20 protein-coding genes are annotated in these 23,639 nt (G+C 46.4%); 6 read left to right on the top strand and 14 right to left on the bottom strand.

Annotation, left to right across the window (positions count from 1 at the left end; translation table 11 throughout):
- Positions 1-758 precede the first annotated feature (758 nt).
- Positions 759-1,715, bottom strand: coding sequence for an NAD-dependent epimerase/dehydratase family protein (locus tag LZZ85_RS23555; protein WP_237875914.1), 957 nt, complete (start codon positions 1,713-1,715; stop codon positions 759-761).
- A 172-nt stretch (positions 1,716-1,887) separates the two neighbouring features.
- Here LZZ85_RS23555 and kdsA point away from each other — a divergent pair, with 172 nt between their 5' ends.
- Together kdsA and LZZ85_RS23545 are read left to right on the top strand one after the other, a co-directional pair.
- Entirely contained in the window at positions 1,888-2,715 is an 828-nt protein-coding gene (gene kdsA, locus LZZ85_RS23550; protein WP_237875912.1) for a 3-deoxy-8-phosphooctulonate synthase, read from the top strand.
- Positions 2,716-2,730: 15 nt separating this feature from the next.
- Positions 2,731-3,186, top strand: coding sequence for a hypothetical protein (locus LZZ85_RS23545; RefSeq protein WP_237875910.1), 456 nt, complete (start codon positions 2,731-2,733; stop codon positions 3,184-3,186).
- Between the two features lie 78 nt (positions 3,187-3,264).
- Here the strand turns inward: LZZ85_RS23545 and lolA1 are convergent, their stop codons facing one another.
- Together lolA1 and LZZ85_RS23535 are read right to left on the bottom strand one after the other, a co-directional pair.
- Entirely contained in the window at positions 3,265-3,912 is a 648-nt protein-coding gene (lolA1, locus tag LZZ85_RS23540; RefSeq protein WP_237875908.1) for an outer membrane lipoprotein periplasmic chaperone LolA1, read from the bottom strand.
- A 200-nt stretch (positions 3,913-4,112) separates the two neighbouring features.
- The gene (locus tag LZZ85_RS23535; RefSeq protein WP_237875906.1) at positions 4,113-6,737 is read right to left on the bottom strand and encodes an FtsK/SpoIIIE family DNA translocase; all 2,625 of its coding nucleotides are present in this window, start codon (positions 6,735-6,737) and stop codon (positions 4,113-4,115) included.
- A gap of 251 nt (positions 6,738-6,988) precedes the next feature.
- Here LZZ85_RS23535 and LZZ85_RS23530 point away from each other — a divergent pair, with 251 nt between their 5' ends.
- Entirely contained in the window at positions 6,989-8,908 is a 1,920-nt protein-coding gene (locus LZZ85_RS23530) for a sensor histidine kinase (RefSeq protein WP_237875904.1), read from the top strand.
- Between the two features lie 387 nt (positions 8,909-9,295).
- On the opposite strand, the gene LZZ85_RS23525 is transcribed toward LZZ85_RS23530, so the two are convergent.
- From LZZ85_RS23525 to LZZ85_RS23500, 6 genes are all read right to left on the bottom strand, one after another.
- Positions 9,296-9,691 carry a DUF423 domain-containing protein gene (locus LZZ85_RS23525; protein ID WP_237875902.1) on the bottom strand — a complete coding sequence of 132 codons (396 nt, stop codon included), beginning with the start codon at positions 9,689-9,691 and terminating at the stop codon, positions 9,296-9,298.
- Positions 9,684-10,193 carry a shikimate kinase gene (locus tag LZZ85_RS23520; protein ID WP_237875900.1) on the bottom strand — a complete coding sequence of 170 codons (510 nt, stop codon included), beginning with the start codon at positions 10,191-10,193 and terminating at the stop codon, positions 9,684-9,686. The genes LZZ85_RS23525 and LZZ85_RS23520 overlap by 8 nt, the downstream gene beginning before the upstream one ends.
- A 121-nt stretch (positions 10,194-10,314) precedes the next feature.
- Complete coding sequence (locus LZZ85_RS23515) at positions 10,315-11,499, bottom strand: acyl-CoA dehydrogenase family protein (RefSeq protein WP_237875898.1); 1,185 nt, start codon at positions 11,497-11,499, stop codon at positions 10,315-10,317.
- A gap of 206 nt (positions 11,500-11,705) precedes the next feature.
- Positions 11,706-12,470 carry a LytR/AlgR family response regulator transcription factor gene (locus tag LZZ85_RS23510; protein WP_237875896.1) on the bottom strand — a complete coding sequence of 255 codons (765 nt, stop codon included), beginning with the start codon at positions 12,468-12,470 and terminating at the stop codon, positions 11,706-11,708.
- Between the two features lies 1 nt (position 12,471).
- The gene (locus LZZ85_RS23505; protein ID WP_237875894.1) at positions 12,472-13,446 is read right to left on the bottom strand and encodes a sensor histidine kinase; all 975 of its coding nucleotides are present in this window, start codon (positions 13,444-13,446) and stop codon (positions 12,472-12,474) included.
- Positions 13,447-13,727: 281 nt separating this feature from the next.
- Complete coding sequence (locus tag LZZ85_RS23500) at positions 13,728-14,570, bottom strand: hypothetical protein (RefSeq protein ID WP_237875892.1); 843 nt, start codon at positions 14,568-14,570, stop codon at positions 13,728-13,730.
- Positions 14,571-14,995: 425 nt separating this feature from the next.
- On the opposite strand from LZZ85_RS23500, the gene LZZ85_RS23495 reads away from it, so the two are divergent.
- From LZZ85_RS23495 to LZZ85_RS23485, 3 genes are all read left to right on the top strand, one after another.
- A complete protein-coding gene (locus LZZ85_RS23495) occupies positions 14,996-17,032 on the top strand; it encodes a hypothetical protein (protein ID WP_237875889.1) in 2,037 nt (678 codons plus the stop codon).
- A 46-nt stretch (positions 17,033-17,078) separates the two neighbouring features.
- On the top strand, positions 17,079-17,585 hold the full coding sequence (locus LZZ85_RS23490) for a hypothetical protein (RefSeq protein WP_237875887.1): 507 nt from the start codon (positions 17,079-17,081) through the stop codon (positions 17,583-17,585).
- A 300-nt stretch (positions 17,586-17,885) separates the two neighbouring features.
- Positions 17,886-18,323 (top strand): YciI family protein, encoded by a 438-nt coding sequence (locus LZZ85_RS23485; RefSeq protein WP_237875885.1) that lies wholly within the window; start codon positions 17,886-17,888, stop codon positions 18,321-18,323.
- 65 nt (positions 18,324-18,388) lie between these two features.
- Here the strand turns inward: LZZ85_RS23485 and pyrF are convergent, their stop codons facing one another.
- From pyrF to LZZ85_RS23460, 5 genes are all read right to left on the bottom strand, one after another.
- Entirely contained in the window at positions 18,389-19,198 is an 810-nt protein-coding gene (gene pyrF / locus LZZ85_RS23480) for an orotidine-5'-phosphate decarboxylase (protein ID WP_237875883.1), read from the bottom strand.
- A gap of 157 nt (positions 19,199-19,355) precedes the next feature.
- Positions 19,356-20,645, bottom strand: coding sequence for a kynureninase (kynU, locus tag LZZ85_RS23475; protein ID WP_237875882.1), 1,290 nt, complete (start codon positions 20,643-20,645; stop codon positions 19,356-19,358).
- 23 nt (positions 20,646-20,668) lie between these two features.
- The gene (locus tag LZZ85_RS23470) at positions 20,669-21,451 is read right to left on the bottom strand and encodes an SDR family oxidoreductase (protein ID WP_237875880.1); all 783 of its coding nucleotides are present in this window, start codon (positions 21,449-21,451) and stop codon (positions 20,669-20,671) included.
- Between the two features lie 130 nt (positions 21,452-21,581).
- Positions 21,582-22,208: an FMN-binding negative transcriptional regulator gene (locus LZZ85_RS23465; protein ID WP_237875878.1), complete on the bottom strand. Its 627-nt coding sequence runs from the start codon at positions 22,206-22,208 to the stop codon at positions 21,582-21,584.
- 258 nt (positions 22,209-22,466) lie between these two features.
- On the bottom strand, positions 22,467-23,561 hold the full coding sequence (locus tag LZZ85_RS23460) for an Mrp/NBP35 family ATP-binding protein (RefSeq protein WP_237875876.1): 1,095 nt from the start codon (positions 23,559-23,561) through the stop codon (positions 22,467-22,469).
- Positions 23,562-23,639 lie beyond the last annotated feature (78 nt).

Here is a 23,639-nt window from a genome sequence, read left to right as displayed (position 1 = left end):
AATTTTCATATGGCAAGCAATCGTTAGAGGTCAGTCCGTTTCTACGGAAGGGCCTTTTTTGTTTTACGGATGGCTAAGTTAATAGCATAATCGTAATATGCCAAAAAAATCAGCCATAAAGTTCGAAAGTTTAATAGTCTACGGTTTAACCGTGGAGGAACACCGGATCAAGCGTAAAAGTTGGGGGATGGTTGTTTAAATGTTTAATGGTTTAAAAGTTTAAAGTTTAAAGTTTTTGCTTCGGTCCTTCGTAATCAGGCTTGGCGGTATTCTGCAAACGGGTTATTATCACTTGTCCTCTTACAGGTTTTTAAGCGATAGCTGTCTGATCGGGCACAAAAAACGGGAGCACGCCTTGAAGCGATATATGCTCCTTAGATACGACATTCTGGCAGGAGAAGCCAGCTGATGTGTTCACTGATGATAATCATTCAAGGTCAAACTTCGCGTGTTTTTAAAATGGTTGTTAGTCGTCGTTAGTTCGTCTCTTGGTCGTCCTTTGGCCGTCCAAAGTTTGACGGGATTTTAAGCAGTGAAAAATGGTGACAAGCTGACACGCTGAGGGCGATAAATCTTTTGAGCGACTGGCCCAGGTTCCCTCCTCTGCTTCGCTACGGTGGCAAGGCCGCCAGAGTTTATGCGAGCGATGCTCATCCGGAATATTTCAATCCAAGCCATTTTGCAGACCATCCCACAACTTTTACGCTTGATCCGGAATGCCCCCTGACTTCTAAACCTTAAACTATTAAACTTTTCAGCTATTTCGTTTCCGATTCTTTCAGGTTCTCCAGCATATCCCCCGTCATCGCTCCCAGGTCAAATTCTTCTTTCCACCCCCAATCCCTTCTCGCCACTGAGTCATCAATACTTTGCGGCCAGCTGTCCGCTATCGCCTGCCTGTAATCCGGGGCATATTGTATCCCGAATTCAGGAATATGTTTTTTAATCTCCGCAGCAATTTCTTTAGGAGAAAAACTCATTGACGAAAGATTGTATGAAGTACGAACCGAGATCTTCTCTGCTGGTGCTTCCATCAGCTCGATTGTCGCACGGATCGCATCCGGCATATACATCATCGGCAGATAGGTATCTTCTTTCAGAAAGCAGGTATACTTTTTCTCTTCCAGTGCTTCATGATAGATCTCCACAGAATAATCTGTTGTACCGCCACCCGGAGCGGATTTATAGGAGATCAATCCCGGATAACGCAGGCTCCGCACATCCACACCAAAACGCTGGAAATAGTAATTACACCAAAACTCACCCGCATACTTACTGATCCCGTAGACTGTCGTAGGTTCGATGATCGTTTGCTGGGGGCAATCTTGTTTGGGCGATGTTGGCCCAAATACCGCAATAGAGGATGGCCAGTAAACCTTATGAATATTCTCTTCGCGCGCAATATCCAGCACGTTCAGCAGTCCTTGCATATTCAGATGCCAGGCCAGGTTCGGATTCTTTTCACCCGTTGCAGAAAGAATTGCCGCCAACAGGTAGATCTGCGTTATATTCTGACGGATCACCTGCACATGCAACATTTCCTTATTCATAACATCCATGCTTACATACGGACCAGTCCCTTCCAACAAGGGATTCTGCTCCCGCAGGTCAGACGCGATCACATTACTGTTACCATAAATTTTTCGAAGTGCCAGCGTCAACTCAACGCCGATCTGACCGCTGGCACCTATGACAAGTATCTTTTCTTTTTGCATGGAGGGATTTTGCAGCAAAGATGAAATGCGGCGAGAGAAGTTCCAAATTGAAATTCAATGCCGTTTAGTTCAAGGATTTTCCCGAAAGTTCATTCGATGGCCGATGACCGATCCTGAACAAACGTCTCCGGTCTGTGGACCTTCGTCAGCGGTCTATCCTTACCTTTGCAATATGGAAAAATTCTTAAAAGACCTCTTCGCAGGTCAATCTTATGACGAGAACAATTTCTTCCTGATCGCTGGCCCCTGTGTTGTAGAAAACGAGGAGCTGCTAATGGAAGTGGCGGATAAAGTTTCCGGCTGGTGCCGCAACCTTGGCATTCCTTATGTTTTCAAATCTTCCTATCGTAAGGCAAACCGAACCAGTGCGAATTCTTTTACCGGCATAGGTGATGAAGAAGCGCTGGCTCTGGTAAAAAAGACCGGCGAGAAATATAAACTCCCTACTACATCGGATATTCATGCGCATGAAGAAGCAGCGATCGCCGCCAAGTACATAGATATCCTGCAGATCCCTGCTTTTCTTTGCCGCCAGTCTGACCTGTTGCATGCCGCAGGTGAAACCGGCAAAATCGTCAACGTAAAAAAAGGACAATTTCTCAGCGGTCCTTCCATGAAATTTGCTGCGGAAAAGATCCGTCAAACGGGTAACGAGAAAGTGATCCTCACAGAAAGAGGCACCACGTTCGGCTACCAGGATCTTGTCGTGGATTACCGCAATATCCCATGGATGCAGGAACACAAAGCACCGGTGGTAATGGACGTAACGCATTCATTGCAGCAACCCAACCAGACCAGCGGCATCACTGGCGGTAACCCGCAACTCATCGGCACGATCGCAAAAGCCGCGATCGCAACCGGCGCTAACGGGTTGTTTATAGAAACACATCCGGAGCCATCCAAAGCATTAAGCGATGGCGCCAATATGCTGCGACTGGACCTTCTCGAAGGTTTATTGCAACAACTCGTAGAATTAAGAAAAGTCGTGAGTAAATTTTAAGCCACCGCTGCCACCATGTTAAAAAGGGAATTGTCTATTCTTGTAATAGCCCAGACTTTATTATGCCTTCTTTCCAGTTACCTGATCTCGAAGATCTCGCTGATCGGAAAGATCGGGATCGCTGTTTTCTACAAAGAATATAAATGGCTTCGCTCCGGCTGGAAAACATTTCTGTTCCTGTTCATAGCACAGCTACTGGTCATCGGTATACTGTATTTCCTTCACCGCAAACGTCCTAAAAAAACGACTGTATACACAGCGGTTGGGATCCTCGTACTTGCAGTGACCGGACTTTGGTTCACGTACAATGACTTCCTTCATACCTATTCCCACCGGTTGCTGAAAGAACGTTTCCACATGGGATTCTATCTTTTCTGGATGGGTATGATCGGCAGTTGCGTATTCTTTCTTGTTGCAAGTGCGCTCGGAAGACAAAGACTTATCGTTGAAGTCAAAAGTGAAAATCAATAAGTAAAAAAGGTTTCCTTCAAAGCCTGTACGACGTTCGAAGGAAACCTTTTTTACTTATTAATTTTCACTTTTCTACCGTTAGCGAAGATCAACCTCTTCCACGCCAGGGTATTTCTTCTTATCGAACGTAAATAACGCATCTGCAACAGCTGCATTTGTTTTCATGGTTGTGACAGTGTATGTAAATCTGTTACCGCTGTTCTCCAGAACTTTTGTACTGTAGATCGTTTTTGCCGCTTTGTCAACCTGCAGGTATACTTTATGAAATGCCTTGCTTTTGTCGGTTGGTGTCATCTCGATCTCCTGGACCGTTTTCGCTCCTAGTTTCTTCTCTCCATTCAGCAGATACAAAAAATCTTTATCGTAGAAATTAGTAAATAATTTTTGAGGGGTCAGCTTACCTGATGAAGCATCAAGATTATCAATCGTTACTTCATTGGAAGATTTATCATAGCTCCAAACAGTTTTACCATCGCAGAAGATCTCTGTCGTGCCAAAATTGACCTTGTATTTATTACCCTTCATGGTAATACTGCCGGTCTTGTTCGATTGCACTTTACCTTTTGAATCTTCCACTTTATAGGAAAAACCAGCCTGAACTGATGTATATGTTTTGAATTTCGCGCTTACCGCGTCCAGCACTTTCTTCGCCTCCGGATCGCTTTTCTGAGCCGTTACAGCCATACTTCCCAATAGACCGATCGCCAGGTATAAACTCCTCATCATGTTAATTTAATTTTAAAGTATTTGGTGTTTTGTATAAAAAGTGCGCAAAAATAGGCATTTACGATCTTAGACAGACAAGTACCGTACCGGGTTGCAAGAGGGAAAGTCAAAATTCAAAAGTAAAAAGTAAAAATATGAGTCTCAAGTTGAGACGACTGCATGTTAGTAACCTTCTATTTTTAATTTTTACTTTGATCTATTTACCCCAGCATGTCCAGCCGCTCCTGCAACTCCATTTCTGTTTTGATCAGTACATCCCGGGATTTACTTCCCTGGTTAGGCCCAACGATCCCTGCCGCTTCCAGCTGGTCCATCAGTCTTCCGGCCCTGTTATAGCCCAGTTTCATGCGGCGTTGCAGCAATGAAGTGGAACCAACCTGGTTCTGCACGATCAAACGCGCTGCATCTCCAAACAGGGAATCACGGTCTGCTGAATCAAAATCCTTTCCTTCGAGTTCTTTTTCATCTACGTATTCCGGCAAAAGGAATGCCTGCGGATAACCCCGTTGCCCGCTGATACAGTCAACCACTTCCTCCACTTCAGGCGTATCCACGAATGCACACTGCAAGCGCGTTACTTCACCATTATGCGAGATCAGCATGTCTCCTTTACCGATCAGCTGCTCCGCGCCACCGGTATCGAGGATCGTACGGGAGTCAATCTTGGATGAAACCTTGAACGCGATACGCGCCGGGAAGTTCGCCTTGATCGTACCCGTGATGATATTTACCGAAGGACGTTGTGTTGCAATGATCAGGTGAATACCTATCGCACGGGCAAGCTGTGCCAACCTGGCGATGGGCATTTCCACTTCTTTACCCGCTGTCATGATCAGATCGGCAAACTCATCTATTACCAGTACGATGAACGGCAGGTACTGATGCCCCTTCTGCGGGTTCAGTTTACGCTTTACAAACTTCTCGTTATACTCCTTGATATTACGTGCGCCAGCTTCCTTCAACAGGTCATAGCGGTTGTCCATTTCGATACAGAGCGCATTCAGTGTATGCACCACTTTTTTTGTATCAGTAATGATCGCTTCTTCTTCACCCGGAAGTTTTGCCAGGAAGTGTTTCTCGATATGCCGGTACACACTCAGCTCCACTTTTTTCGGATCGATGAGTACAAATTTCATCTGGGATGGATGTTTTTTGTACAACAGCGAAACAAGGATCGCGTTCAGTCCAACTGATTTACCCTGCCCGGTAGCACCCGCCATCAGCAAGTGCGGCATGCTCGCAAGGTCAACGATATAATTATCGTTATCGATCTTTTTACCGATCGCGATCGGCAGACTGAACGTATTATGCTGAAATTTCTCAGACGCCAGCAATGTCTTCATACTCACCACCGTCTTCTTCACATTCGGCACCTCAATACCGATCGTTCCCTTACCAGGGATCGGAGCGATGATCCTGATCCCCAACGCCGCAAGACTTAATGCAATATCATCTTCCAGGTTCTTGATCCGGGAGATCCGTACACCGGCTGCCGGAACGATCTCGTATAATGTGACCGTCGGGCCGACAGTGGCACTGATCTTCTGGATCTCGATAGAATAGTTTCGCAACGTCGCGATGATCTGGTTCTTATTCGTTTCCAGTTCCGCAGGATCCTGGATGATCTTTTCGCTGCCATGCGTTTCCAGTAACTCCAGGCCAGGATATTTGTAATCGCGCAGATCAAGCGTTGGTTCATATGGCGGCAGATTTTCAATCACTTTATCTACCCCGTCCTCAGCAGGCTCCGCATCCGGAACTGTTTTGATCTCCAGCTCGAGCCCGCTGGTGAAAGTTCTTGGTGTTACAGGTGGCAAAGGTTCAGGCTCGGGGTCCGGATCGGGTGTAACTGGTAAAGTATGGAACGGAATATCGTTTACCTCTAATTGATCGTGACGGTGGAACAGGTCATTCACGATCTCTTTCTCCATCGTCAAGGCTTCATCCCCAATCTCTTCTTCGTCTTCCTGCTCCTCTTCTCTTTCGACCATCTGGAGGTCATGCATTGATCCTTCCTCTTCCGGTTCTTCTATATTCAACACCTGATCCCCCGGCTTCAATTTGTTGCCTTTAGTTACAGGGATAAACAATTTCGCATCGTCTTCTTCCTCCTGTTCTTCCTCTTCCTCCTCCTCCTCTTCTGTTGACTGTTCCAATACAGGAGGCGCCGCCTTTTTACGTTCAGGCAGGTTGAATGCCGGATTGAACTGCCAGATAAAATAGCCTGCCGCTAAAAGCACCAGCAATGCACCGGTACCAACTGTGCCCAACGCTCCTTTCAATGAATTACTGATCATGCTGCCAACGCCACCTCCAAAAGGGAACTGGTCATTCCCGCTGCCGAAGACATAGGCAAGCGATACAGAAAGCACGAGCAATCCGAGGGTCACATATTTCAGGTTCCTCCAGATCGAGAATACCTTGCGGCTGAACAAAAGATTCACCCCCACTACAAAAAAGAAGGTGCACAAAAGCAGGGATGCGATCCCAAAACATTTATGGACAAAAAAATGGGAGATATAAGCGCCCAGCCTGCCCAGCAGGTTGGAAACACTTCTATCACCATCAAACAGAATACCTATGCCACGGCTGAACACCACGGACTGGTCTTCCCGCCATGTAAAAAAATAGGAAGTGAACGCGATAAACAGAAAAATGGACGCCAGCAGCGACACAGCGCCAACGATCTTCCAGGTACGCTCGTCACGGGCCAGCTTCTGCCAGTCTATCCGCTCGTCTTTTTCCTGCTTCCAGCCTTTTCCATCAATCTTTTTCTTGCCATTTTTAGATGCCTTGGCAGATGTCTTTTTCGACTTAGTAGCCATAGCGGCAAAGATAACACAGTTTGGAATTTTGGATGAAGGCAAATTATTGTGGGAGGGGTGTGAGAAGTTTGGGAGGTTTCAGAGGTTTGAAGCCGTAGCATAGAAGGGATCCGATCAACCTTCCAAACCTCTGGAACCTATGGAACCTCTGGAACTATGCCCCAAAAACTACCTCAAAGTAGTACCCTCTCCATTTCCAAAACACCACTCCATAGCCTACATTTGAGCTTAAATCTTAATAACACCGGCGAATGCGTAATTTTTACCTGGCAGGTATCCTCTTTTTTCTTCTATTTTCCGGACGATTGTCAGCGCAGGACAACACGGACAGCACTTCAATAAAATGGGTGGATATCAGCCGGATCAGCCTTTCCCAAACTCTCGAAAGGAATGTTGACTACGCATATATTGGTCCAAAGGAATCGCTGCCCGGAAAATATAGCTCACTATCCTTTAAACACAGCAGGTCTATCCATCGGAAATATGTCGAAGACGAAAATGTAACCAGGAAGATCATCCTGCGCTTCAAAGCGACCAACCGGGCCGATACTGCAGTGTCCGTCTGGTTTTACGGAGGTTACTACTACTGGGATATTACAATGTTCCGCGAGAATAACGGATCACTTCAGCCGATCCAGTCGATCACCCCTGATATCAAGAATGAGATCAGCTACCGATACCTTACATTGCCCCCGCACGATTCTGCCGTATTTGTTGCCGAGCTGATCCCCGTGCGCACCTACCTGAACACTATCAGGCCAAAACTCGTCAGCCCCGCCTATCTTGGGTCGTTTATCAATGACACATACAGCACAAACAACGAAGCCAAAACCTTCACCTATCTTTTCTGTGGCCTGCTGCTGATGATGATCCTGTTCTCCCTCGCCAACTTTGTGCAGGGAGGAAACCTCGAATTCCTTTATTACTCCGGCTATGCTTTTTTTGTCGGACTGATGCTGCTCATCAAAGCCGTCTATAGCTACCACAGCAGTAAGATGAGTTTTTTCCAGGAAGGATACCTGGATTATGTAATGCTGTGTATCGGGCACCTGTTCTATATGCTGTTCATCCAGCGTTATCTTGCCACAAAGCGCAATCATCCTTTCCTGCATAAGCTGTACAATTTCGGGATCCTGCTACTGGTATTTTCGATCACGGTTTTCAGTATCGCTCATTTTTTTACTGACTATTACGCCATCGAAAAACATGTGGAGAATATCACCAAAGTATTGTTGCTGGTAATGGTACTGATCTTCTGTGTCTACAGTTTAAAGAGATGGAAGAATAAACTGCTCCGGTTCCTGTTCTGGGGTAACCTCTTCCTGTTTGTATTCGCGTTAATGTCCCAACTCATCATCAGCTTTGAACTGATCCCCAGATCCTACCCGTATATCTTCCGGTCCGCAGTAGTACATTATGAAATGGGATTACTCCTGGAACTCGTCTTCTTCCTTGCAGGTCTTAACTATAAGAACAGGCGCCAGCTGATCGCATCAGCGCGTGAGCGGGAACGATTGAAAGCGGAGAACCAGATGAATGAATACGAAAAGGAAATTGCTGTCTATAAAGCACAACAACAGGAACGGGAACGGATCTCCGCAGACATGCATGATGAGCTGGGTTCCGGCATGACAGCCATCAGGCTGATGAGTGAGATCGCGCGTAACAAGATGAAGGAAAATACTCCGGTAGAGATCGAAAAGATCTCACATTCAGCAGACGAAGTACTGAACAAGATGAATGCGATCATCTGGAGTATGAATAGCGGCAACGACACCGTTGACAATCTCGTATCCTATATCCGCGCCTATGCGATCGAATACTTTGAATACACTCCGATCGATTGCAGGATCCAGACACCTGATGAGATTGAGCCAATGGAACTTACCGGCGAAAAACGCCGCAACGTGTTCCTTTGCGTGAAAGAAACCTTGAACAATGCACTGAAACATTCAAAAGCAACTGAACTGCGGATCGACATCACTATAAACACTGCACTTATCATCGTTATACGCGATAACGGAGTAGGGATCATTACAGACAAAGTACGCCAGTTTGGAAACGGCCTAAAGAACATCGCTAAAAGAATGGAAAGTATCGGCGGCACTTATGAGATCAAAAATGAAGAAGGCACCGTAACAACATTAAAGCTTCCTTTGGAGGCTCACTAAAGGAACGAGAGAGAGAAATCAACCATCATGAAAGTGAGTAAGCGGAACATGCCATTGATTACCGGCTGGAGGTGCCCGGGGAGCTGAACAAACCTCTGCAGCAATAATACCATTACCAGACTTTCAACATTCGATTAGTTCAGGTTCCCGCTGAATACGCAGATCCTGTTAGTTTTTCTTTAGAAATTATCACAGATCCTCTGCAAAGGGCCTGTATAAAAAGGCGCGGATCGTGCAGATCATCTCCGCCATCGGAAATGATCTGCGCAATCCGCGCTGACAAAATATAGAACGGTACGTTAGCAGGATGACACTTCTTTCCTATTAAAGTAAGATCCACGTCATCTGCCGGAACCTGCGTCATGTCTGAAGAAAGGATGTGATCATTTACTTCACAATCTTCATTGCCGACAAGAAGAACAGCACCCACCCCGCAATGAAAAACAATCCCCCGATCGGCGTAATGATCCCGATCTTCGACAGTCCCACTTGTTCTGTAGCTTTGATCACTGTCAACAGATAAAGCGAACCGGAAAACAAGAGTATTCCTGCAAGAAAGCAAAATCCCGCCCACTCCATCAGGTTCTGCGAGCTTGTTTTCTCGAAAACAATTGCCGCGAGCACCAGTGCCAGCGCATGATACATCTGGTATTGGACCCCCGTTTGAAAAGTGGTCACCGTTTCAGGAGGAACCATCTCTTTCAACTTATGCGCCCCAAATGCGCCAAGGATCACAGCAATACCTCCGAGCAAACTCCCGGACAATAAGAATGATTTATGCATGAAATATTTTTTCGATGATCTGATCCAGCGAAGTATCCTCATCATCTTCGATAAAGACCTTCGCCTGTTCGTAATAGATCTTACGGTCAGAGAATTTCCGGACGATGAAATTATTCAACTGCGCATCACTAAGATCGCGCAATAACGGACGATGCTCTCTCTCCTTTTGCAGCCGTTTGAACAGAACCTGCAAGGGCGTATTCAGCCATACCGTCACGCCCGACTGATTCATATACTCTATATTATTGAAATAACAGGGCGCACCACCACCACAAGCCATTATAAACGAGGCATGACTTTCCGTAATGATATTCAGTACCTCTTTCTCCTTTAACCGGAATATTTCTTCCCCTTCTTCGGCAAAGATCTCATTGATCGATTTCCCTTCGGAATTCACGATCTGCTCATCCAGATCAAAGAACGGCAAATTCAGCTTCTGGCTCAATTGCCTTCCGCGATGGGTTTTACCCGAGCCCATAAAGCCGATGAGGAATATCTTCATACTTATAACCTTAGTAGTTTGGTCGTTAGCCGTTGTCCGTTCACCGTTGACCGATCAAAAGAAAACCGCACTGCTATTCATTACCGAAAGCGAAAGCAAGTCATTCTGCCCCGACAACGAATCACTTGAACGCGTTCATCCCTGTCACATCCATCCCCGTGATCAGCAAATGAATATCATGAGTACCCTCATAAGTGATCACGCTTTCAAGGTTCATCATGTGGCGCATAACCGGGTATTCGCCGGTAATGCCCATTCCGCCAAGCATCTGGCGCGCGTCACGGCAAATATTGGTAGCTACTTCGCAGGCATTGCGTTTGGCCATACTTACCTGTTGCGGCGTTGCCCTGCCTTCACTCATCAGCACACCCAGTCGCCAGTTGAGCAATTGCGCTTTCGTTATTTCGGTTACCATTTCCGCAAGCTTCTTTTGCTGGAGTTGGAATCCGCCGATCGGGCGGCCAAACTGTTCGCGTTCTTTGGAGTAGCGAAGTGCTGTATCATAGCAATCCATTGCTGCGCCGATAGCACCCCAGGCGATGCCGTATCGTGCTTTGGTGAGACAACCAAGCGGACCTTTCAGGCCCTGTACATTCGGCAGTATATTTGCCTTTGGCACTTTTACATTATCAAAAACCAGTTCACCTGTTGCCGATGCGCGAAGGCTCCATTTACCATGCGTAGTCGGTGTTGAGAAACCTTCCATTCCGCGTTCAACGATCACTCCTCTCACAATGCCTTGCTCATCTTTTGCCCAAACAACCGCCACCTGTGAAAAGGGTGCATTGCTGATCCACATCTTCGCACCATTCAGGATCACATGATCACCAGCATCGCGGATATTGGTCAGCATGCTGCTGGGATCACTCCCGTGATTGGGTTCAGTCAGGCCAAAACATCCCAGCCATTCACCGCTTGCCAGTTTAGGCAGATATTTATTGCGCTGTTCCTCATTGCCATAAGCATAGATCGGGTACATCACCAGGGAACCCTGTACCGAAGCGGTTGAACGAACGCCGCTATCTCCCCTTTCCAGTTCCTGCATCATCAAACCGTAAGAGATATAATCCAGTCCGCCTCCGCCATATTCCACCGGAACTGTCGGACCAAAGCAACCAAGATCTCCCAGTTGTTTTACGATCTGTTCAGGGAATTCCGCCTTCTGCGCATAATCCTCTATGATCGGCGATATTTCTTTTTTTACATAACTACGAACGGATTCACGGATGAGCTTTTGCTCTTCTGTCAGTAATTCATCTACATTAAAATAATCCGGGCTGTTGAACAGGTCTGTACGGGCTGCCATGCAATCGGGTTTTAATTTGAGCAAAGGTAGGGGAAATGGACGGCGCTATGGCAATGGCAGAACCTCTGATATCCAGGCAGATGACCGGTAGCCGATCTCCGCACTTTTCAGCGGAAGTACTTACACAACAGCAGGCATGAACCTGATTGAAATAACAGGGCTAATGACACGTAGGCCCGAAACCGGATGACTTATTCCAATCGGATTTACTTTCCCATCCATTCTTTAAATTCAGTTGCCTTTTCCCGGCTGATCAGGACTTCTTTGTCGGTGGCTGGCTGCAGATCGAGCTTGAGCTTGCCATTAAAAAAATTATGGATCTGCGCTACTGCTTTAATATGGATCAGGAAGGCCCTGTTTGCCCGGTAAAATTGTTGCGGATCAAGCATCTGTTCCAACTCTTCAATGGTATAGTCCAGCACAAACTTTTGCTTATCACGGCAGATAAAATAACTTAGCCTGCCCTCGGCGTATAGGTATGCAATATCCGAGGTTTCGACACTCAACAGCTTCTGTCCCTGTTTGACCAGGAATCGGGAACGGAAGGTTTTAACCTGCTGCTGCTTGAGTTCATTGATCAGATGCGTGATATCAAGCGATGGAGCCGAGAACTTTTGCTGCCATGCCTGGTATTTATCCAGCGCATTCTTTAGCTCTTCTTTTTTGATCGGCTTCAGCAGGTAGTCTACGCTATTCACTTTGAATGCCTGAAGCGCATACTCATCATAAGAAGTTGTGAAAATGACCATACTTTTGATCGTAACATGGTTGAAGATCTCGAAACTCTGGCCATCCGTCAGTTCTATATCCATAAGGATGATATCGGGATGCTTGTTTTCCATCAGCCATTCCACGGATGATTTGATGCTGCGGGTATTCCCGACGATCTCAATGGAATTGTCAATTGCTTTCAGCAACCGCATCAGCTTCTCCGCACCTAATTGTTCGTCCTCTATAATGAGTACTTCCATATCAATCCTTATTTTTTATTAATGGTAAAACGACCCTGAATTCATCAGCGGTTTCGCTGACCTCTATATCCGGGTAATTCAACAGACGGTATTTCGCAATGATATTGCTCAGGCCGACCTTATTTGAAATTACCGTCTTATTCTTTTTCTGCAGATTATTGCTAACGATCAGCTTTCCTTCTTCTGTAAACACCCTGACGGTTAACGGCATATCCGGGTCAACTATATTATGTTTGACGGCATTTTCAATCAGCAACTGAAGTGTCATGGGCGGCAACAGGCAATCCCGAAATGGCTCCGCGACAGAAACCTCGGGCCTGAACCCTTCCCCGAATCGTGTCTTCAGTAAAAGATTGTATGATGAAACAAACTCGATCTCTCTTTGTAAGGTCGTCAGCTGCTCTTCATTGCTGCGCAACAGGTAACGATATACCCGACTCATCTCCTCGACAAACTCTTCCGCTTTTTCAGGATCTGTTGCGATCAGTGAGGATAAAGAATTCAGGCTATTGAACAGGAAATGCGGATTTACCTGTTCTTTTAACGAATCGAACTGCGTTTGCAACTGCTCTTTTTTCAACTGTTCCGCTTCAAGCTGCGAAACCCTGATACGTCTGAAAGATGATTCCGTTTCATAGATGGCCTGGTTGACAATGGTAATAATGGCCGAGGCAATCAGGCAACGCAGCCAGCTTGTAAAGGTGAATTCAAATCCCAGTAAATGGAAGTTACCATAAAGCCAGCACAAAAAAGTGATCAGCATCGCCACGAGTGTCAGGTTAATACTTGTAAAGACTACAACACGTTTCAAAGCCTGCCGGTGAGATGGATACAGTTGCAGCATTTTATTGCCGATCATTCCCTGGACGACCCAAATGCCAAACATGAATACAAGCGTGAGCAGCGATGCCGTGGCAAAGTTGACCAGGCTGGCAAAATAAACGCCTCCCAGCATGGAATAATTTATCACAAGCATTGTTGGAGGTATCAGAACTACCATCAATAAAATATCGGTCCTGGTGGGAGGTTTCGGGCGCATTTGATCAAATATGATTGAAAATACTGCTTTTAGAATACTCTCCCATCACAGCCTGTTTGTTAGATTAAAGAAACGATGTTTGGTCTCTCGGGAACAATAGTTCCTTCAGCAATATTTTGAACTTCCTACCACCTTACCTGCATGTTTTCTACGGGAAGAATAAACGCCGGGTAAACAGGTACGGAGCCTCGCACGAACACCGGGCTCTTTATCAGGTACTACTTTTTCTGTATCGCCTTGATCCACTCCTGTGCAAAAGCCCTTGCAGGTTCCACCACTTCCCTCCCGGCACGGAAGGCCATTTTCCATCGGTCGCTCTTCCGTTCATACTCCCTGTTCTCGAAATATTTCTTACCGTTCTTTATAAAAAGTTGTGCGTCAAAATCTATATCGCCGGTTTCATTAAGGAATTGCTGCAGCCGCATTTTGATAAAATGCAGATGATCAGACGGATATTTAGCTTCCCAGTCCGCCATACTCTTTGCATGAAGCTCATCCCGGCTTTTTACCATGGCGGGGTAACCTTTCCGGTAATTCGCAATAGTCCTGTTCTCCGGATCCTGTGCCTGCAGTTGTTGCTTGCGCATCGATTCCAGTGTTTTCTCCAATACCGGTTTCGTTGCAGCATCTGCTTTTTTCAATTTTGTTTCGAGATCTGCTATGTTCTTTTTCAAAATATCTACCGTTTCCTGCTGCATGGACTCCGGCGTTTTGATGGCCTCCATGTGCGGCTTCTTTTGCTCACGCAGATTGTTATATTCTTTAATGAACGATGGTCCGGTCACATATTGTTTGGTATATTTCAGCAGGTCCAGAGCAACCGCTGCCCGATCGCCGCGAATAATATTATTGAAGTTCTTTACGCCATAACCATCTATATAGCCATCCAGCATCCCATTACCGATCTTTATATCGGCATCTGCTTTATTAATCCCAAGCTGTTTGAGGAAATCTCCCGCCATATTCCTTTGGAGGGAAAAAGAAGAAAATAAGACGGCAAGGCCACACAAGACCCCAACAACGGCAACTCCACTGATCGTTTTGATTGATTGTCGCTTCATGATACAATTTTTGGAAAGGTTTAATGATTTGTTTGTTGATGCGAATATCGATCGCCACATAGCCGGCGGAAATACATCCTGTCATCAAACGGAGAAAAACAGGGATCAGGCAACCGAAGCACTGCTGCACCGCCCAAATGACTTTGCATGCCCCTGCCTCAGCCTTCTGCTGATAGGCAGATCAGGGCGCAGATTGGCAGGTCATTCTCTTTTAACGGACTTTCTGCGCATCTGCGTTCCTTATATCTGCGAAAATCTGCGGGAACGCTATGCCAGGCAAATAAGTGAATACGTCAACTCTCAGTAGAGACTTCATGCTCACGAACTACTGCCTTGCGCAGGCATTCCTCCGTTTCATAACATGCTTACTTCCGCCCCCTGCAACCTCGCTCTAATTTGCACCCGCAATCATTAAACCTCCTACTATGTTCAAGAAATGGATCTTTCTATGCCTGGCAATTGCGCCCGCTATATGTTCAAATGCCCAGCAAACCACCAATGCCACTACTATCCCGGATTATGAGCAGCTCAAAAACATGACGCCTGCCCAACTCGAAGCATTCAAGAAAAAGATGCTTAAGGATGCCACGGACAAAGCGACGGCTCTTTCTGTTCAGCATAACATTCCGCTGAAAACCGATCTGCTCTCCCCCGGTGAAATCAAAGCTCCTGTGAAAGACATTGAAAGTCTCCGGCTTCTCCCTTCCCAACCGCCAACAAGAGCAGAGATCGTCAGTTCCCTGAAAGCTTCTTCCGAACAGATCCGCCAGGGCATCCCGGCACCGAAGCTGGAAGAGATCAAACAAAAAGTCAGTACTCTTTCCGTTGAAGAGATCAATAACCAGTCGATCGCCTCCTTTTATACCGATGACCCGGCAGGTGCTGTTGCCATGATGCTGGAAGCATCCGCAAAAGCACCGGATTCGCTGTTATTACTGAATAACCTTGGTGCCATGCTGAACATTAGTGGTGTGGAACATAAAGGAATTCCTCTCCTCATGCATTGCCTGCAAAAGATCCCGAACAGCAGCACATTGCTGAATAATATCGGGCAGGGATTTATGGCTCTGGGTGATATGCTTAAAGCCGCCGAATACTTCAATCAATGTCTTTCGATCGATTCTTTGAACATCGAAGCCAATCACAGCATGGGTATGCTTCATTACTTTAAGAAAGAGTACAACACCGCTATGGCCTATTTCGAACAGGAGATGAGTATCGCTATGCGAAGCAGCACCCTGGCGATGGCGTACAGAATGGGAAAGAAGCCAAACCTCCGCGGGATCATGCAGCGCAGGCAACAACGAAGCGGCAGGCCCCAGAAAGATCACTTCGAAGAGATCACCATGGGAAAGTTTTCTTTCCCTTCTTTACCCGGCTCTGCTGATGCGATCGTGAAGGATCGATATTTCTATAATGTTTATGCGGCCTCGATACAAGCCGAGCAGCTAAGCTGGATGCAGCACGCGACACAGATCTCTGTCGGATACACAACCGCACAGGGAAACCAGCATCATGGTCTCTATACAGAGTTGGTGAATGCCATGCTGGATGAGCTTCAGGAAGAGTTCACCCCGGAATACCTGGCCACATTTTCCCAATCGGATCGCGATCATCTGCTTAGTATGGTCACAGATGATATGAACCTGTTGAATCAATTGAAGCAGCCTCCGCCTCCCGAAGGAACCCGGGTTGAAGCGCAGGAAGCATATGAGATCAAATTCTGCAGGGAAAGACTCAAACCGGTTGCCGATAATATGGCCTATCAGCTTTCGTCATTCATACAACCTCTTGTCAGGAAAGGCGAAGGACGATGGAAAGCCTATATCAATCAACTGGTAGATATTGTTCAGCTCGACCCCAGTCCCGGCAACCAGGCGCTGGTATATAATGCCGTTGCGGGATACTTCAGCTTTCTTTCAGTATCCATGGTGAGTTTTCCGGCCTGGGAGATCGTCAGCATGCTGCCCAAATGTTACAGCCCTAAAACGAACGAAGAGGTCGACAGCCTGATCGAGGCTGACAAGAACTGGAAATTGCAATGTCCATCATGGTTGAATGCGCAGGCTAAGATCGGGACCGTTTCTGTGAAGATCGATTGTGACAAATACGCAATCGAGGCCGGCGAAAGTTTAGTTGGTGGTTACGAACACGAGTTCAAAACCGGCAGATCAACCCTGCTGCTTGGCCCCGGCACAAAGGCCGAATTCTTCGGGCTCACCGCTAAAGTAAAAACGCAGGCCTTTCTCACATTCGACAAAAACAACCAATTCGCCGACTTCGGTGTCAGGAACAGCGCTTCGGTAGGCATCTCCAAAACACCCATCAATCTTGGCGGAGGTATTCAGCTGGGTGGCAACCTTGCCAGCATCGAAGCAACCAGCAGCATCAGCATCAACGGAGGATACCAGCAAAACGCAAAGGCAAACGGCATCTTCAAAAGGCTTCTTCCTAAAAAATAATTCTCCTAATCAAAACATCATTACCTGAATAATTAAAATCAATTTTATGCTCTTAAAGAACATTATCTATTCTCTGACCTGTCTTTCTTTTTCCGTCGTGATCGGCGCAGCCATTTACGAACACATTGCCGTAGTGCCACAATGGTCCGCCGGGCCTCCTTTGTCACTCAGCATGTTCCAGGGTAAATACGGGCTCAACCCCACTCCTTTCTGGAAAAGCATTCACCCGGTTACTATGATCCTGTTACTGATATCTATTGTATTATTCTGGAGCACAGAAAGAAGAACCTGCATGCTGATCACTTCCGCAGGCTATGTGGTGGTGCTGATCATCACCTTCGCCTATTTTGTCCCGCAGTTGGTAACGATCACTGGAAGTGCTTATTCAGAACACATCGATGAAGTGCTGACAAGGAAAGCTGCCTTATGGGAAAAACTTAGCCTGGTGAGATTATCATTCCTGATTATGCTCGCAATAACATTATTCATGGGGTTGACGATCGCATCTTCGAATATTCGCGTCCCCAAAAATCTTCCCGAATACACCAATTGAAAGTGAGTACTTTTTGCTCTTTCTTCCGTCAGCCATCATTTTTTAATACTCTTATCAGCTCTTTTACTTTGATAAGACTTGACTTTTCATCACATGATCATTTGAATCTTGTTATAAAACAGGTAAGGTTTCTGTTATCTATTCATTCTTTGGCAAGCTGACAAAAAATTAAAAGATTGTTTGAAAGAAGAACTCTTCAAAAACATCAGACGTAACTACTCATGAATGAATCTAATAACTAAAAAAACAACAACTACCAGTAAAAAAACATTTAACTTGTAGTAACCAAACCTACCTAACATGCGAAAGTTCTTCCTCTTTCTTTTAAGCATCACCACCCTGTTTGCCTGTAACAGTACTACAGAAAATGCACCCGTCGCCACAGGCTCTCCCAAATATGATCTCAATGCAGATACCTCGGTATACAGCGGTGAAATGAAACGATACTGGCTCGTGCTTTTGAAATCAGGAAACAACCGATCCCAGGACAGCGCCAGCGCGGCAAAGATCCAGTCGGCGCATATGGCCAATATCAACCGTCTCGCAAAAGAAGGGAAACTCATTATGGCCGGGCCTATCGGTGCAGAAGCCGATCTTCGTGGCATCTTCATTATGGATGCAAAAGATTCAACGGAAATTGAGGCACTCGTGAATACCGATACTGCAGTGATCACCGGGAGATTAAAAATGGAATATTATCCGTGGTGGAGTGAGAAAGGTAAATTCATTTTCAAATAATACTAAATAAAAATCGCTACGGATATAGACATATTGCATCCGTAGCGATCAAATTTTTAAACAAGTCATTTCTTTCCCAGATACCCTGCCATCTCCTCCTGGTACCCTTTCGCCACCGCCTTCGCCGCCTCCGCAAAATCTTCTTTCGAAGATGCATAGATCACCGCACGGCTGGCATTCACCAGTATCCCAACATCCTGATTCATTGCTTTTTCAGATATCTCTTTCAAGCTTCCACCCTGCGCACCAACTCCGGGAACAAGGTAGAAATGATCAGGTGTATGTTTGCGGATATTGATAAACTCATCAGCTTGCGTGGCACCCACTACAAACATCAGGTTATCGGGACTGCCCCAACCGCTTACGGTCTTCAATACTTTCTCATAAAGTAACTCACCACCGGCTTGTTGCAATTCAAAATCAGCAGCACCTTTATTGGAAGTTAACCCAAGTACGATTGCCCATTTGCCTTCATATTGTAAAAATGGCTTTACACTATCTTCTCCCATGTAAGGAGCAACGGTTACAGAATCGAATGGCAGTGCAGAGAAGAATGCTTTTGCATATTGATCGGAAGTATTTCCTATATCACCGCGTTTTGCATCGGCGATAGTGAAATGATCTTTACCAATGTAATGAACCGTTTTCTCCATTGCCTCCCAGCCTTTCAGGCCCAGCGCTTCATAGAAAGCCGTGTTGATCTTGTAGGAAACACAATGATCACGGGTGGCATCAATGATCGCTTTGTTGAAAGCAAATACAGGATCTTTTTCTGATAAAAGATGTTGCGGGATCTTCTCAATATCTGTATCCAGACCAACACACAAGTATGATTTCTTGAGACGGATCTGTTCTATAAGCTGCTGACGGTTCATAATTCGGCAAAAATAAGTGATTCAGAGAGATCTGGAAATATGAATGGCGTAATAGTATCGCGAAGGACGCAAAGAGACCGCAAAGGGCGCTAAGATATCTTTGCGCACTTTGCGATTCCTCTGCGTTCTTTGCGATACTCCTCCTACGCCATTCGAACTAAGCAATGCGCCCATCAAACGAGATCGCCCTATCCAGCGCATCCGCAAATCTCCAGACCTCTTCAAACGTATTATACAATGCCACCGGCGCCAGACGGATCACATCGGGTTCCCGCCAATCCACCATAAAGCCCTGTTTGATCAGTTGATCATAGATCTCCCGCCCACGCGTTTTCATCAGCATTGATACCTGGCAACCATGCTCACGCTCCGCTTCAGGCGTGATGAACTGTATCACTGCAGGCTCTACGGCATTATTGATCCGGTTCAACATAAACCAGAGATAGTTATTCAACTGTTTCCGCTTCGCCTGGATCTTCTCCCACCCCGCAGCTTCTATGAGATCCAGTGAAGAACGAAGGGTTGCATACATCAGGAACGGCGGTGTACTCAACTGCCAGCCTTCCGCACCAGACATCGGCACAAAGCCTTTCTCCATTTTAAAACGGGTCGCTTTATCATAGCCCCACCATCCCGCAAAGCGTGGCAGCTCTTCAGCAAAATTCTTTTCGTGAATGAACACACCACCAATTGCACCGGGGCCGCCATTCAGATACTTATAGCAACACCAGCAGGCAAAATCAACATTCCAGTCGTGCAGTTGCAATTCAATATTACCAGCGGCATGAGCGAGATCAAAGCCCACTTTCGCCCCCGCTTTTTTCGCCGCAGCAGCAATGGCTTTCATATCGAATACCTGTCCTGTGTAATAATTGATACCACCGAATAAAACCAGTGCCGTTTCATCCGCATATTTCTCTATTGTTGCAATAATGTCTTCCGTCCGCAAAGTAAACTCCCCCTCACGCGGCGCTACTTCTACCACCGCATCCTGTGCATCAAAGCCATGGTGCTTTACATGTGTTTCAAATGCATACTGATCACTCGGAAATGCTTTTGCTTCGCAAATGATCCGGAAACGTTTTTGGGTAGGGCGATAGAAACTCACCAGCATCAGGTGAAGGTTCACCGTCAGTTGATTCATTACTACGACTTCCGAAGGCTTTGCACCTACCACCTTTGATAGTGTACCGGTCAATTTATCATGATAATCCATCCACGGTTCTTCCGCATGGAAGAATGACTCTACACCCAGACTTGCCCAGTCATCCAGCACTTTCTGCATGTATTCTTTTGCAGCCTTTGGTTGCAATCCCAATGAATTTCCCAGGAAATAAACCAATTGCTTCCCGTCTTTTTCCGGAATGATGAACTGATCACGAAAACCTTTCAGCGCATCCTGCTGATCCAGCGAACGGGCAAAATCAAGATCTGTTTGAAATGGCATAGCTATTATTTTGAGAAGATATTTTAAAAGGCACCGGTATTACCGCCATCAACAGGGAGGTTAACACCATTTACATATGACGCAGCGGGTGAGGCAAGAAAGGCGGCTACCGAAGCGATCTCTTCCGGCTCACCAAACCGTTTCGCCGGAATCTGCTGTTGCATTTTTTTGGACAATTCTTCTTCACTCAGGCCCTGCTTTGCTGCATTACTCGTGATCAGGCTTTCCAGTCTTTTTGTTTTGGTAAATCCCGGCAAAATATTATTGACCGTTATACCCCAGGCAGCTACTTCATTAGCCAGTGTCTTTGCCCAGCCTGCCGTTGCCGCGCGGATCGTGTTTGACACACCAAGATTCGCGATCGGGATCTTTACTGAAGTGGAAACAATATTGATCACGCGGCCATATCCGGATTCTTTCATTCCCGGCAATACAGCTTGCGCCAGTTGCTGGTAATTGATGATATGCTGACTGAATGCATTCGCAAACGCGTCAGCAGAAGCTTCTGTGATCGGCCCGGGAGCAGGGCCACCTGTATTATTCACCAGGATATGGACGGTATTTTTTTGCGTAACTTCTTCAATCGCTTCTTTCACTGCCTGGTTGCTGGAAAAATCCACTACGCGGTACTCATGCGCTTTCTCACCGCCTTCCAGAGAAGCAACCGCTTCTTTGAGCGCGTCTTCATTCCTGGCGAATAAGATACATTGCGCACCAGCCTGTGCGAATGCTTTGGCAATGGCGAGACCAATACCCTGTGTACTACCGCAGATCACGGCGGTTTTTCCTTGGAGTGAAATATTCATGTTGTAAAAGTATCGCAAAGGACCCAAAGGAAACGCAGAGGGCGCTAAGGATATTATGATCTTAGCGCCCTCTGCGTTTACCTGGAGAGCTTGGCGATATCTACGCAAGACGATATAAACCCTGCGACTATCAGAATACTTTTCCTTTTCGTGCCTGCATCATTTTCCCGATCACTTCCGCGTCGCCACCCTGCTCTTTCAATTTCCCTGTAATATTATCATAACTCTTTTCATCCCTGTTCTGACTCAGCTTGAATACATGATCAACCGCCGTCACTTCGATCTCAAATGCCACGATCGCTTTTGCCATTTTCTCTACGTACTCCTCACTCAGGTCTTTAAAATTCGCCCCGGAGTAAGGATTATTCTCAAAATGATCTGTTGTCCGTTGCAGCACATCCAGCAAAGCCTGGTGATCGAGGAAGCGGATCAATCCTTTCGCATGCACACTGGTGTAGTTCCAGGTGGATCCCTGCCGTTTATCTTCATACCAGCTTGCGCTTACATAAGTATGGGCGCCTGTAAAAACAGCCAGTACGTTCGGATTCTGTTCAAAAGCGAGATGATGGTCTGTTTTCTTCATGATGTGACCGGACAGGAAGAGTTTCCCTTCTTTTTCATCAATAAACACCGGCACTTGTGTGGCTACGGGTTTATTCTCTGCATCACAGCCGGATAAGAAAACAAAAGGATGGGCCTTTGCAAAGGCGATCACTTCAGCGGGGTCCTGTTCTTTGAAGTAGGATAGGTTGTACATGAGACGAAGATAAGAAATGGACTGCGGACGATGGGGTTCGTAATATGAATCGTAGTTGACTGGCGTAGGAGTATCGCAAAGGACGCAAAGGGAACGCAAAGGGCGCTAAGATATCTTTGCGTGCTCTGAGACCCCTTTGCGTCCTTTGCAGTTCCTTACGTCCTTTGCGATTCCTTTGCGTCTTTTGCGATTCCTTTGCGTCCTTTGCGATTCCTTTGCGTCCTTTGCGATACTCTTACGCCAATCGGATAGAAAAACCTACCCAACTACCTCAACGAGCTTTTCCGTCGACATGTTCGCATTTCTCATCGAAACCCCTCTCACCACATGCGCTGCAAATTCTTTAAAAGCCTGTTTTGTGATCTCGTCATCACTCACCATGATCGGCACCCCCTGGTCGCCACCTTCACGGATGCTTTGCACGAGTGGGATCTGTCCCAGGAACGGGAGATCATATTCATCAGCAAGACGTTTCCCGCCTTCCTTTCCGAATATATAATATTTATGATCCGGCAATTCGGCCGGAGTGAAATAGCTCATGTTTTCTACCAATCCGATCACCGGCACGTTCATCTGTGCCTGGCTGAACATCGCGATACCTTTTTTCGCATCCGCGAGTGCCACATCCTGCGGCGTGGTCACGATCACTGAACCGGTTACCGGAACGGTCTGCATCAGCGTGAGGTGGATATCGCCGGTGCCGGGAGGCATATCCACAACGAGATAGTCAAGCTCGCCCCAGTAAACATCCGTCACAAACTGTCGGATCGCACTGCTGGCCATCGGGCCACGCCATACCACGGCATTCTTTTCATCCACCAGCAAACCGATACTCATCAGTTTTATGCCGAATTTCTCCAGCGGAACGATCATTCCCTTTCCTTCCACTTCCACCATCATCGGACGATCGCCACGTACACCAAACATGATCGGCACACTCGGTCCATAAATATCCGCATCCATCAACCCCACTTTCGCACCGCCTGAAGCAAGCGCCAGTGCCAGGTTGGATGAAACGGTCGACTTGCCCACTCCCCCTTTTCCACTTACTACGGCAATAATATTTTTCACTTTTGGCAACACCGTGCCGGGGTCATTCCTTTTGGAGGTCGTATTAGCTGTAAACTTAACATTAACGGCTGCATCCTTATTGACCAGTAATTTCACTGCATTGATACAGGCATTCTTGATCATGTCCTTCATCGGACAGGCAGGAGTGGTCAACACCACGGTGAAGGAAACGAAATTTCCCTCTATCTGTATGTCCTTCACCATATTCAGGGTCACAATATCCTTTCCCAGGTCGGGTTCCTGAACATTTGAAAGGGCTTCCAGTACTTTTTCTTGCGTCATTTTCAAAGCTTATGTTAAAATGGAATCGAGCTGCAAAGGTAAACACTTGTAAAGCTAATTTGTTGACAGATTTACATA

Source organism: Terrimonas ginsenosidimutans, from assembly GCF_022012415.1.
GTDB classification, from domain to species: Bacteria; Bacteroidota; Bacteroidia; order Chitinophagales; family Chitinophagaceae; genus Terrimonas_A; species Terrimonas_A ginsenosidimutans.
The sequence above is the reverse complement of the archived record's forward strand: the minus strand, read 5'-3'. Positions and strand labels throughout refer to the sequence as shown.